Source organism: Microbacterium sp. LMI1-1-1.1 (assembly GCF_040815675.1).
In the GTDB taxonomy this organism is placed as follows: domain Bacteria; phylum Actinomycetota; class Actinomycetes; order Actinomycetales; family Microbacteriaceae; genus Microbacterium.
Window position 1 is genome coordinate 137,189 of record NZ_JBFPNN010000001.1, and the last position, 11,884, is coordinate 149,072.

Here is an 11,884-nt window from a genome sequence, read left to right on the forward strand (position 1 = left end):
ATCCGGAGAACGGAGACGCGCCGCAGCGGTGCGTCTGGTCAGGCCGAGGCGATGGCCTTGTCGGTCAGGCGGTCGCCCGACTCGAGGTCGAAGACGTGCACGTGACCGGGGACCGGCGCGAGCACGACCGTCTCACCCGCGTTGGGGTGACGGCGACCGTCGACGCGGGCGACGATGTCGGTGCGCTTGCCGTTGATGTCGGTGTGACCGTACAGGTAGCCGTCGGCGCCGAGCTCCTCGACCAGGTCGACGACGACCGACAGGCCGCGGCCGTCGGCCGGAGCCACCTGGATGTCCTCGGGACGCACGCCGATGGTGACCTCGCTGCCGTGCGCCTTGCCGATGGTGTCGGCCTCGACGGGGACGACCAGGTCGCCGAAGCGGACGCCGCCCTCGGCCAGGTCGACCGGGAACAGGTTCATCGCGGGCGAGCCGATGAAGCCGGCGACGAAGACGTTCTTCGGGGTCTCGTACAGGTCGCGCGGGGTGCCGACCTGCTGCAGGATGCCGTCCTTGAGCACGGCGATGCGGTCGCCCATGGTGAGCGCCTCGGTCTGGTCGTGGGTGACGTAGACCGTGGTGACGCCGAGGCGGCGCTGCAGCGAGGCGATCTGGGTGCGCGTCTGGACGCGGAGCTTGGCGTCGAGGTTCGACAGCGGCTCGTCCATGAGGAACACCTGCGGCTGGCGGACGATCGCGCGTCCCATCGCGACGCGCTGACGCTGACCACCCGAGAGGGCCTTCGGCTTGCGGGTCAGGTACTGCTCGAGGTCGAGCAGCTTGGCGGCCTCGAGCACGCGGGCGGCGCGCTCGTCCTTGCCGACGCCGGCGATCTTGAGGGCGAAGCCCATGTTCTCGGCGACCGTCATGTGCGGGTACAGCGCGTAGTTCTGGAAGACCATCGCGATGTCGCGGTCCTTCGGCGGCACGTCGGTGACGTCGCGATCGCCGATCAGGATGCGGCCGGAGTTGACCTCTTCGAGGCCGGCGAGCATGCGCAGCGAGGTGGACTTGCCGCAGCCGGACGGGCCGACCAGGACGAGGAACTCGCCGTCGGCGACCTCGAGGTTGAGCTTGTCGACCGCGGGGCGCGTGCCTCCGGGGTACAGACGGGTTGCGTTGTCAAAGGTGACGGACGCCATGTTCTCTTCTCCTTCACCGGCAGGTACGTGCCGGACGATCCGTAGTGAATGGAATGAGCGGGGGCGACCCCGCGCGCGCGACAGTGAGCGCAGGCTCAGTATGGCATGTGTCCCGGGTTTTCTCAGCCTGTCGAACTAGCATCGGTTGTCGGTCGCTTCCCCGCGCGACCCGTCGATTCTCCCCCTGGAAGCTGCGCGCCCGAGAGGTTCCATGTCCAACGATCAGTCACCGAACGTGCCGTCCGAGCGTGCCCGCCGGGAGGCGGTGCGCGAGAAGGCGCAGCAGGTGAAGGCGCGCCAGACGCGTGCCCGGATCGCCCGCCGGTCGATCGTCGGCATCCTCGGCGTCGCGGTGGTCGCCGCCGGCGCCGTGGGCGTCACCTGGGCGGTCTCCTCCGACGACTCGCGCTCGCAGGCGCTGCCCGAGGCTGCGAACGACGGCTTCGTCGTCACCGCCGCCACCGGCGTCGCCGACCCCATGGTCGACCAGAGCGTCGAGGGCAACGCGGCCACGCCCGCCGCGACCCCCGCGGCCGAGGCCGCCGCCACCGAGACGCCGGCCGCCGCGACCCCCGCGCCGACGGGGACCGCCGCGCCCGTGGACATCCGGGTCTACGTCGACTACCTCTCCGCGGAGGCCAAGGAGTTCCAGTCGGCCAACGCCGACCAGCTCTCCAAGTGGGTCGCCGAGGACGCGGCATCCCTCACCTACTACCCGGTCGCGATGCTGACGTCGAAGTCGAACGGCACGAAGTACAGCCTCCGCGCCGCGAGCGCCGCCGCCTGCGTGGCCACGCACGACCCGGACGACTTCTTCTCGTTCAACCACGAGCTGCTGATGAAGCAGCCCGCCGTCGACAGCGACGGCTACAACGACGAGGAGCTCGCCGACCTCGCGCAGGGCGCCGGTGCGAGCCCGGACGTGCGCTCCTGCATCGAGGACGAGACCTTCACCTCGTGGGCGAAGGCGGCGACCGACCGCGCCATCAAGGGCCTGCCCGACACCGACGGCGAGACCCTGTCCGGCACGCCCACGGTCTTCGTCAACGGCACCAAGTACGTCGGCGCGCTGAGCGACCCGAAGGAGTTCGCGCAGTTCGTGCTGACCCTCGACAGCAACGCGTATTACACGTCGACCCCGACGCCGACGGCCACCGCCGTCCCGTCGTCGACGCCCGCTCCCTGACGCGCGCCCTCCGCCGCCCCGCGCGCTGACGCCTGCGCCCTGACGCGCGCCTTGTCTCGTCGCTGAGTTGGCGCAGATGTACGCCGTGCGCGCTGCGCGGCGTACATGTGCGCCAACTCAGGGCTCGACGCGGCGCCGGCGGGGCTCCGACGCGGCGCCGGCGGGGGGCGGGCGGGGGCAGGGTGCCGCCGTCGCTAGACTGGGTGGCCTGCCGGCTTGGCGCAATTGGTAGCGCACCGTACTTGTAATACGGGGGTTGCAGGTTCAAGTCCTGTAGCCGGCACCACGAATGCCGCGTGGCCGGGAAGATCGACGAGGCGTCGCCCGCGGACGCGGTGTCGACCGGGCTCGTTAGGCTCGGGACATGGCTCGCCGTCTCGCCCTCCTTCCCCTGTCCGTCCTCGCCGCGGGGGTGCTGGGTCTCTCGGCGTGCGCCGCGCCGTCCGCTCCGGGCGCCGACGTCGAGACGCCGTCGACATCCCCCTCCCCGACGCCGTCGATCTCCGCGTCCGCTCTTCCGACCGCGACACAGACGGGCACCCCGTCGAGCGATGGACAGGCCTCCGCTTCGTACACGTCGTGCGATGAGATCATCACGCCCGCCTTCGCGCAGGATGTGACGGACAACGGGTGGGTCGGCTGGAACATGGCCGGCCAGAAGATGGGGCACAGCCCCTTCGACTCCTTCCCCGGCGGCGCGCCCGACGGCCAGCTGAGCTGCCGCTTCGGAGCGGGCCCGGAAGTGGCGACGGACAACGTGCTGGACCTCGCGTGGGCGCGGATCGACGAGTCCGCGGCGCAGGCCGCGCAGGGCGCGCTGGTCGACGCCGGGTATGAGCGCATCGACGTCTCCGACGGGGTGCAGTTCGGTCTGCGGGCGGAGGACGGCTGGGCGGATGACGAGGGGTGGGGGGCGACGTACCACTTCGCGGGCGACGAAGTGCGATGGGCCGTCGTCCGGGACCAGCTCTCCCTCCTCCGACCCGCGACCTGACGGCACGCAGCGGGCATCCCCGTTCGGGAGCGACGCCGTTCGCCGATCCGGATGGCTTCTCGAGCGTTTCCGGCGTCCGGTCCGTCCCCGGAACGCCGGCGGGTGAATTTCGTTGCAGGTCTCGGAATGCCCTTCCTAGGGTGATCGCACACGCGCGGCTTCACATGTATGCATGTCCTCCGTGCGGTTCTAATCGCCTGGATCGTCCCGCCGGGACGGGGACGGAGCCTGCCATGATCACCTGCCCGCAGACCGACGACCGGGATGCGTCGTGAGCGACGTCCTCCGCTTCGCGACGAGTTCTCTCGTCTTCCCCGAGCCGACGACCGCACGGCCGCAGATCTCCCTGCCGCTGGTCGGCGTCGACGGGCCCGTCGAGTGGACGGTCCGGCGCTTCCCCGACGACGTCGTCGTCGCCTCCGGGGTCGCGCCCGCGTCGGAGAGCGGCACGGCCACGATCGTCCTCGAGCCGCGGGCGTGGGCGCCGGGCTACGTCCGGGTCGAGGCGGCATCCGGATCCCGGCAGGCGGCCGTGCCGATGATCGTGCAGACCCCGCCCGCGGCGGACGACTTCTTCGGCGGAGTGACGCTCTTCCCGCATTCCGACGACTCCGATCAGGTGGCGCAACGCAAGGAGACGCCGAACGACCTCATCCCGGTGATGGGAGCGCTGGGGATGGGGGCGCTTCTCGACACGCTCCCGTGGTCGGTCATCGAGACCACGCGCGGCGAGTACGCGTTCTCCACCTGGACCGACCAGATCGTCGAGCTGTGTCAGAAGCACGGCCTGCGCCTGACCCTCCGCTTCATGCAGAACAACCCGCTGTACAACGGCGGTGACTCCTCGCAGAAGGGGCTGACGCGCCTCCCTCGGACCGATGAGGAGGTGACGGGGTTCACGGACTTCGTGCTGGCGGCGCTCCGGCGGTACCCCGGCAAGGTGCACGCGGTCGAGCTGTGGAACGAGGTGAACAGCGCCTCGTTCAACTCGGGCTGGTGGCCCGACGCGGACGCGCGGACGATCCTGCCCCTGCTCCGGGCCGCCTACACCGCCATCGCCGACGAATTCCCGGACGTACAGGTGCTGACGCCCGGGGCGGTCGGAACCGGTGTGCAGGCGGCCGGCGAGTTCTGGAAGCAGTTCATCGAGGAGGGCGGACTCGAGCACTGCGACGCCATCAGCGCGCACCCGTACGAGCAGTCGCCGCGGCAGTTCCGGGCGCTCATGAAGGCCCTCAACAAGAAGATGGTCGCCGTGAACGGCGCGGTGCACCCGGTGGCGTTCACCGAGGCGGGCTGGTCACGGGTGGTCCCCGATCCGACCGGCGGCAACGGTGCCTGGGTCCGCACACTGCACGCGCAGGCGATGGCGCTCGTGCACCTTCTCGTGGGCGCGCAGGAGTTCGCCAACGTGTCGAGCGCGTTCTGGTACAACATGGTCGACTCCTGGTGGGACGACCCCGGCGGCACCGAGAACAACTTCGGCCTGTTCGTGCTGCGCGGGAACGCGTCGGATGCCGACCGTCCGAAGCCCGTCGCCTGGGCGTTCGCGCGACTGCGTCGGGAGCTCGCCGGCGTCGCGTTCCACTCCGTCCGCTCCTTCGACGACGGGGGTCGTCACGTGGACGTCTTCCGGTTCACCGGGGGCGGGCGCACGCGGCTGGTGGCCTGGACGACACCCGAGCAGATCGACCCCTATCCGGACGAACTGCGCAGTGCGCGCGCCGGAGACGGCGCGGTGTCGCTCCCGGTCAGCGCCGTCGTCGCCGACGGGGAGCGCATCACCGGCATGCGGGACATCTACGGCGACGCCGTCGCCGTCGACGGAGCCGTGACGCTGTCGTTCACGCCGGCCTACATCGACGTCGCGAAGGCGACGGAGGCGCGGCGCGCCGGAGCGACCCTCGGGTGATCGACGCGTATTCCTCGCCGCCGCTGCGGCGCGTCGTCGGAGTGCGGCTCAGCGCAGCGTCACGCGCAGCCAGAGCACCCCGTGCGCGGGGATGTCCAGGCCGCCGGCCACCCCGACGTCCTCGCCCGAGACGAGGTCGACGGCATCGGTTTCCAGGCCCGACAGCGTGAGCGCGTCGACGTGGACCGCCCCGTCCGCCACGTTCGCGAGCACCAGCACCGCGGATCCGACACCCGGTCGCAGGAATCCCACCACGGAGGCCACGGGGGTGCCGAACCCGATCAGCGTGTTCCCCGCGAACTCCGGTGTCTCGCGGCGGACGGCGATGAGCCGCGCCAGCCGGGAGAACACACGGCCGGCCGGGGTGGCGGCATCCGTCCGGTCCGCGTAGTTCTGCTCGGGTCGGTGCGGGCGGTGCACCCACCGGCTGTCGCCCGCCTCATGCGGGTCATCGGCGTACGAGTCGTCGTTGAGCTGGGCGACCTCGTCGCCCAGGTAGAGCAGCGGGATGCCGCCGGTCGAGAGCGCGAGAGCGTGCGCGAGCACCACGCGGTCCTCGCCGCCCGCGTCCCCGGCCTCGATCCCGGCGAGCGAGGCGGTCGTGCCCGTGACCCGGGCGTCGCCGGTGCGCGGGTTCTCCTGGAACGGGACCCCGCGGGCGAACGTGCCGTCGTGGCGGCCCACGTAGAAGTCGTTGAGGAACCGGCGGTGCGGGTACCCCTCGATGCCGAGCTCGGCGGCATCCTCGTCCGCGAAGGTCCAGCCGATGTCGTCGTGACTGCGCACGTAGTTGACCCACGCGGTGCCCGCCGGCAGAGTGTGGCGCCGCTCGAGCGCCTGCTGCAGCAGCCGACCATCGCGGGTGGCGAGCGCCTCCCAGGTGAGGGCCATCTGCAGCGGGTTGTAGGAGATCTGGCACTCCTCGGGCGAGATGTAGGAGACGACCTCGTCCGGGTGCACGATCGCCTCCGACTTGAACAGCAGACCCGGCGCGGCCATCGCGAGGACGGCGTTGAACGCCTGCAGGAGCAGGTGCGCCTCGGGCAGCGACTCGCAGGTCGTCCCGAGCTGCTTCCAGATGAACGCGACGGCATCCATCCGCAACACCTCGACGCCTTGGTTCGCCAGGAACAGCATCTCCCCGGCCATCGCCTCGAAGACTGCCGGCTCGGCGTAGTTGAGGTCCCACTGGAAGTGGTAGAACGTCGCCCAGATCCACCGCCCGTCCGGCAGCTGCACGAACGAGCCGGGGTGATCGTCGGGGAAGATCTCGCGGGTGGTCCGCTCGTAGGCGTCGGGCATCGTCCGGTCCGGGAAGATGAGGTAGAAGTCCTCGTACCCCGGCACGCCCGCGACGGCCTTCTGCGCCCATTCGTGCTCGTTGCTCGTGTGGTTGAAGATGAAGTCGACCACGAGCGAGATCCCTGCGCGCCGGAACTCCGCGGCCAGGTCCGCCAGCTCCGCCATCGTGCCGAGCCGCGGGTTCACCCGCCGGTAGCTGGACACCGCGTACCCGCCGTCGCTGTTGCCCTCGGGGCTCTCGAACAGGGGCATCAGGTGCACGTAGCTCAGCCCCAGCTCGCGGAAGTAGGGGATCTGATCCCGGATGCCGCGGAGCCCACCGGCGTAACGGTCGACGTAGCAGACGCCTCCGAGCATCCGCTCGCTCTCGAACCAGGTCGGATCCGCCGCACGGGCGTCGTCGAGGGCGCGGAGCTCGGCCGGCCGCTCGGCCCACGACCGGCGGGCGAGGTCGACGACGGATGCCAGGCGCTCGACGCCGTCCGTCCGCTCGCCGTACAGCCGGCGGAAGAGGTCGTGGAGGCGCGGCAGCTGCGCCTCCGCCCGCGCGAGGAAGGAACGGTCCGCGCCGGCGGCGCGGGCCGCGCGCAGGATGCGGGAGACGTCGGCGGCGGAGTCGGCACGGAGCTGGGGCACACCCACACCCTGGCGCATCGACGCCCTCCGCGGCGACTTCAACGCGCGGAGACGTCCCGCGGCGACCCGTTCCTCGCAGAATCACGCGAAACGCGCAGGATCCGGGCGAGATCCTGCGAGCGCGGACGCTTTCTGCGAGAGACCGTCGCGACGGACGAGAGCCGCCTGGGCCGTAGCATTCTCGATGGCCCTCGCGCGTGCAGCGGCCGGGAAGGACAGCCGGTGGACGAGCGTCGGACGGTCGGCATCGCCGTGCTCGGCGCGGTCCTCATCGGCGCCCTCACCGCGCTGCAGGCCCGGATCAACGGCACGCTCGGCGCCGAGATCGGCGACGGCATCTACTCCGGGGTCATCTCGTTCGGCTCCGGGCTGCTCATCCTCATCGTCCTGTCCGCCCTCGTCCCCGAGGGGCGCCGCGGATTCGGCCGTCTGGTGGGCGGCATCCGGGACCGTCGCATCCCGCCGTGGATGCTCCTGGGCGGGCTCGTCGGCGCCTTCACCGTCGCCAGCCAGGGACTGACGGTCGCGACGATCGGAGTGGCCCTGTTCACCGTCGGCTTCGTCGCGGGCCAGACCGCCGGCGGTCTCGTGCTCGACCGGGTCGGCTACGGGCCGGCCGGCGTCGTGCCCGTCACCCCGGGGCGTCTCGTCGGCGCACTGCTGGCCATCGCCGGTGTCGTGGTCTGCCTCGCGGGGGACGACGTCCGCGGCGTGCCCGTCTGGATGCTCATCGTCCCCGCGATCGCCGGTGCGGGCGTCGCCTGGCAGCAGGGGACGAACGGGCGCCTGCGCGTCCGCGTCGAGAGCCCCCTGACCGCCACCCTGGTCAACTTCATCGGCGGGACGGCCGTCCTGCTTCTTGCGGCCGTCGTGCGCGCGGCCTTCACCGGCCTCCCCGACGCCCTCCCGCCCGAGCCGTGGCTCTACCTCGGCGGCGCCGTCGGGGTGACGTACATCTTCCTGTCCGCGATCGTGGTGCGCCGCACCGGCGTGCTCCTGCTCGGCCTCGGCTCCGTCGTGGGGCTGCTCGCCACCTCGGTCGTGCTCGACGCGCTGTGGCCCGCCCCCGCCGCGCCCTCCACGCTCGTGGCGATCATCGCCGCCGCCGTGGCGATCGCGGGGGTGGCGGTCGCGGCCGTGCCCTGGCGCCGCCGCGGCTGAACCGGGCGGTCGCCGGCGCGCCGGTCGCCCGGCGAAGCGCGTCAGCCCGCGTCGACGCTCTTCTTCGACCGGCGGCGGCCGGACGGCATCCGGGACAGGTGCTTCGCGGCATCCACCGTCTTCCGGCGGACGGGACGCGACCGCGGGGGCTTGCCGCCCACGTACAGCCAGCCGAGGAGCACCTCGGACTTCGACAGGCCGTGCGCCTTGGCGAGGGCCTTGCTGCGGGTGTTGTCGTCGGTGCGCCAGAACACGCCGAAGCCCGCCTCGTCGAGCGCGAGGCTGAGCATGTGCGCGACACCGGATGCCACGGCCTCCTGCTCCCAGGCGGGGATCTTCTTCGAGCCGAGGTCGGCCACGACCGCGATGATGAGCGGCGCGCGACGGGGCTTGGAGGAGTAGCCCTTCTTGCCGTCGGCCTTGTTCAGCGCGCGGGCCAGGACATCGCGGTCGGCGCCGCGGATCTCGATGAGACGCCAGGGACGGAGCGACTTGTGGTCGGCGACGCGACCGGCCGCGGCGACGAACGCCTCGAGCTCCGGTCCGGTGGGCGCCTCGTCGGTGACCTTCGACCAGGAGCGCCGGTCGCGCATCGCCTCGAGGGCGCTCATGCCTCGTTCGCGGGGGCGTCGGCGGGGGCGAAGTTCAGCGACAGCGAGTTCATGCAGTACCGGTCACCGGTCGGGGTGCCGAAGCCGTCGGGGAAGACGTGCCCCAGGTGCGAGCCGCAGTTGGCGCAGCGGACCTCGGTGCGCTGCATGCCGTGGCTGTTGTCCTCGATGAGCTCGACCGCCTCGGGGCGGACCGACTCGTAGAAGCTCGGCCACCCGCAGTGCGAGTCGAACTTCGTCCCGCTCTGGAACAGCTCCGCGCCGCAGGCGGCGCAGGTGTACAGGCCGGCGCGGCTCTCGTCGAGCAGCTCACCGGTCCACGCGCGCTCGGTTCCGGCCTGGCGGAGCACCGCGTACTGCTCGGGCGTGAGCTCGGCACGCCACTGGTCGTCGGACTTCTCGACGGCGTAAGACATGGGGACTTCCTTTCTCCGACGACCATTCTCTCGTCTCGCGTCGGGCGGAGGCGCACCGACGGCATAATCGCCGGATGGACATGGATGCCGCGACCGCGGTCGCCGCGCGGTTCGCGCGCTTCGCGCGCGACGAGGCCCCCGGCCGGTCGGTGCTGTACGGCGCGTGGGCGCAGGCGATCGCCGACGACCGCGGGCTCGCCGAGGCGCTGACCGCCGTGCCGGCGAACCGTCGTCAACCCCCGCTGGTCTTCGCGGTCATGCGGCTGCTCGGGGCTCCGGAGGACGACCTCGGCGCCTGGGCGGAGTGGGTGCGCCGTCACGCGGACGAGGTCGGGGCGGAGTGCGCGGGGCGCAGCGTGCAGACGAACGAGCCGCTGCGCTGCGCGGCGCTGCTGCCCGCCCTCGCGCTCATCCCCGGGCCGATCGCCCTGCTGGAGGTCGGGGCGAGCGCGGGCCTGTGCCTGTATCCCGACCGCTACTCGTACCGCTACACGGCCGCCGACGGGCGGGTGCGCCGACTCGACCCGCCCGGCGGGGAGAGCCCCGTCGTGCTGGAGGCCGTCCTCTCCGGCGAGCCGGCGCTGCGGCTGCCGGAGGTCGTCTGGCGGGCCGGCATCGACCTGAACCCGCTCGACCCGCGGGTGGCGGACACGCGGGCCTGGCTCACGGGTCTGGTGTGGCCGGGGGAGACGGGGCGACGCGAACGCGTCGAGGCGGCTCTGGACATCGCCGCGGCGGACCCGCCGCTCCTCGTCCGCGGCGACGGCGCGGCGGCTCTGCCGGAGCTGGCCGCGCTCGCACCGGCCGGTGCCACTCTCGTCGTGACGACGCCAGGGGTCCTCCCGCACGTCCCCGCTCCGCACCGGGCGGACGTCGTCGCAGCGGCGCGGGCGGCGGGCCGGTGGATCACGATCGACCCCGTCGGCCTGCACGACGGGCTCGCCCCCGTCGCCGACACGTGGCCGGGCGGGTTCGCTCTCGCCCTCGACGGGCAGGTGCTCGCGGCCGTCGACCCGCTTGGGGCGTCGGTGGCGTGGCATCCGGGATCCTCTCCCTCGCCGCAGTAGCGTCGGAGCGTGCCTCTGACAGACCGCGACCGCGCCTTCCTCGCCTTCGAGGCGGAGTGGCGTCGGCACGGCGGTGCCAAGGAGGAGGCGATCCGCGCGGAGTTCGGCCTCGCCCCGGCGCGCTACTACCAGCTGCTCGGTCGGCTGATCGACACGGCCGACGCCCTCGCGGCCGATCCCATGCTCGTCCGCCGGCTCCGGCGCGCCCGCGACGGTGCGGCCGCGTCGCGCGAGGCCCGTCTCGGTCGAACCGCGGCGCGATGACGACCGCACGCGCGGATCGGGGCGCGACGGGCGCCCGTAGGCACGACCGATAGCATCGTCCAATGGCCAGATCGACTTTCCCTCGGGATCGGTTCGACGACCTGTCGACGGACTCCGGACGCGTCGGCGCCCACCGCGCCGAGAACCCGGGGCTCCGCGGCTGGATGGTCTTCCTCTGGGCGGCGGTCCTGACCGTCGTGCTCATCGCCGTGGGGATCTTCGGCACGCTCGTCGCCTCCGGCCGCATCTCGCTGGGCGGGGACGACAGCATCGCGCAGCCCGCGCCGACCCCCACCGTGGCGGGGGTGGTCGACACGTCGTTCTCGGTCGTCGTGCTCAACGGCACCGGCCAGGACGGGCTCGCCACCCAGCTGCGCGACCAGATCGTCGCCGCCGGGTGGTCGGGCGACACCGTGGTGACGGGCGACTCCGACAGCACGGACTTCGCGACGACGACCGTCTACTACGTCCGTCCGGAGGACGAGGCGGCGGCGCTCGGCCTGGCGCAGGCCATCGGCGGTGCGGAGATCGCGCAGAACGACTTCCTGCAGCCCGCGGACGACCCCAACACCCCCGACGACGAGGCGCAGACGAGACAGCTCGTCGTCGTCATCGGGCTCGATCGCGTCCCCGCGGCGCCGGCCGCCTGAGCGGGAGCCCCGCACGTCCGTCGCGACCGGGGAGAGGGGCGTCGACCGTCGACCTCCAGCGGCCGGAAGGGCCCTGGCATCCCTCTCACCCCCTCGGGCGAGGCCCCGTGTTTCGGGGCGGTAAATCTCTCGCGGCACCCGCGTCAACAATGGCCTTCCGGCCCGGTTCGGGGCGCCTGTGCGTGCATACGATGACCTCGTCGTTCAGCAACAGGAGATTCGCATGACGCAGGGCACCGTCAAATGGTTCAACGCCGAGAAGGGTTTCGGATTCATCACCGTCGCAGACGGTCAGGATGTCTTCGTGCACTACTCGAACATCGAGATGTCGGGGTTCCGTGTCCTCGAGGAGGGCCAGTCGGTGGAGTTCACCATCGGCACCGGGCAGAAGGGCCCGCAGGCCGAGTCGGTGCGCCTGACCGCCTGACTCCCGACCCTCACCTCGACGCCGCGGCATCCGGAACAGGATGCCGCGGCGTCGTCGTCCGCCCGCGTGGCGCGGCTTGCACTCCCTAGGGGCGAGTGCCAGAATGAGTTAGCACT

Annotated in this window: 12 protein-coding genes and 1 tRNA gene; 9 read left to right on the top strand and 4 right to left on the bottom strand. The window is 72.0% G+C overall.

What is annotated here, in order from left to right; translation table 11 throughout:
* Positions 1 to 38 precede the first annotated feature (38 nt).
* On the bottom strand, positions 39 to 1,142 hold the full coding sequence (locus tag MRBLMI1_RS00650) for an ABC transporter ATP-binding protein (RefSeq protein WP_367726207.1): 1,104 nt from the start codon (positions 1,140 to 1,142) through the stop codon (positions 39 to 41).
* Positions 1,143 to 1,353: 211 nt separating this feature from the next.
* Between MRBLMI1_RS00650 and MRBLMI1_RS00655 the strand changes: the two genes are divergently transcribed.
* From MRBLMI1_RS00655 to MRBLMI1_RS00670, 4 genes are all read left to right on the top strand, one after another.
* On the top strand, positions 1,354 to 2,328 hold the full coding sequence (locus tag MRBLMI1_RS00655; protein WP_367726208.1) for a DsbA family protein: 975 nt from the start codon (positions 1,354 to 1,356) through the stop codon (positions 2,326 to 2,328).
* Between the two features lie 210 nt (positions 2,329 to 2,538).
* Positions 2,539 to 2,614, top strand: a tRNA-Thr gene (locus tag MRBLMI1_RS00660).
* A gap of 78 nt (positions 2,615 to 2,692) precedes the next feature.
* A complete protein-coding gene (locus tag MRBLMI1_RS00665; protein WP_367726209.1) occupies positions 2,693 to 3,322 on the top strand; it encodes a hypothetical protein in 630 nt (209 codons plus the stop codon).
* A 271-nt stretch (positions 3,323 to 3,593) separates the two neighbouring features.
* Complete coding sequence (locus MRBLMI1_RS00670; protein WP_367726210.1) at positions 3,594 to 5,234, top strand: hypothetical protein; 1,641 nt, start codon at positions 3,594 to 3,596, stop codon at positions 5,232 to 5,234.
* A 48-nt stretch (positions 5,235 to 5,282) separates the two neighbouring features.
* On the opposite strand, the gene MRBLMI1_RS00675 is transcribed toward MRBLMI1_RS00670, so the two are convergent.
* Entirely contained in the window at positions 5,283 to 7,190 is a 1,908-nt protein-coding gene (locus MRBLMI1_RS00675; RefSeq protein ID WP_367726211.1) for an alpha-amylase family protein, read from the bottom strand.
* A 204-nt stretch (positions 7,191 to 7,394) separates the two neighbouring features.
* On the opposite strand from MRBLMI1_RS00675, the gene MRBLMI1_RS00680 reads away from it, so the two are divergent.
* On the top strand, positions 7,395 to 8,333 hold the full coding sequence (locus MRBLMI1_RS00680) for a DMT family transporter (RefSeq protein WP_367726212.1): 939 nt from the start codon (positions 7,395 to 7,397) through the stop codon (positions 8,331 to 8,333).
* Positions 8,334 to 8,374: 41 nt separating this feature from the next.
* Here the strand turns inward: MRBLMI1_RS00680 and MRBLMI1_RS00685 are convergent, their stop codons facing one another.
* On the bottom strand, positions 8,375 to 8,944 hold the full coding sequence (locus MRBLMI1_RS00685) for a nitroreductase family protein (RefSeq protein WP_367726213.1): 570 nt from the start codon (positions 8,942 to 8,944) through the stop codon (positions 8,375 to 8,377).
* A complete protein-coding gene (msrB, locus tag MRBLMI1_RS00690; protein ID WP_367726215.1) occupies positions 8,941 to 9,360 on the bottom strand; it encodes a peptide-methionine (R)-S-oxide reductase MsrB in 420 nt (139 codons plus the stop codon). Before msrB ends, MRBLMI1_RS00685 begins: the two co-directional genes overlap by 4 nt.
* A 74-nt stretch (positions 9,361 to 9,434) precedes the next feature.
* On the opposite strand from msrB, the gene MRBLMI1_RS00695 reads away from it, so the two are divergent.
* The 4 genes from MRBLMI1_RS00695 to MRBLMI1_RS00710 all read left to right on the top strand — a co-directional run bounded on the left by MRBLMI1_RS00695 (position 9,435) and on the right by MRBLMI1_RS00710 (position 11,768).
* Positions 9,435 to 10,427 (top strand): DUF2332 family protein, encoded by a 993-nt coding sequence (locus MRBLMI1_RS00695; RefSeq protein ID WP_367726216.1) that lies wholly within the window; start codon positions 9,435 to 9,437, stop codon positions 10,425 to 10,427.
* A gap of 9 nt (positions 10,428 to 10,436) precedes the next feature.
* Positions 10,437 to 10,691 (top strand): DUF3263 domain-containing protein, encoded by a 255-nt coding sequence (locus MRBLMI1_RS00700; protein ID WP_367726217.1) that lies wholly within the window; start codon positions 10,437 to 10,439, stop codon positions 10,689 to 10,691.
* A 62-nt stretch (positions 10,692 to 10,753) separates the two neighbouring features.
* Positions 10,754 to 11,341 carry a LytR C-terminal domain-containing protein gene (locus tag MRBLMI1_RS00705; RefSeq protein WP_367726219.1) on the top strand — a complete coding sequence of 196 codons (588 nt, stop codon included), beginning with the start codon at positions 10,754 to 10,756 and terminating at the stop codon, positions 11,339 to 11,341.
* A 223-nt stretch (positions 11,342 to 11,564) separates the two neighbouring features.
* Positions 11,565 to 11,768 carry a cold-shock protein gene (locus MRBLMI1_RS00710; RefSeq protein ID WP_367726220.1) on the top strand — a complete coding sequence of 68 codons (204 nt, stop codon included), beginning with the start codon at positions 11,565 to 11,567 and terminating at the stop codon, positions 11,766 to 11,768.
* The last annotated feature ends 116 nt before the right edge of the window (positions 11,769 to 11,884 follow it).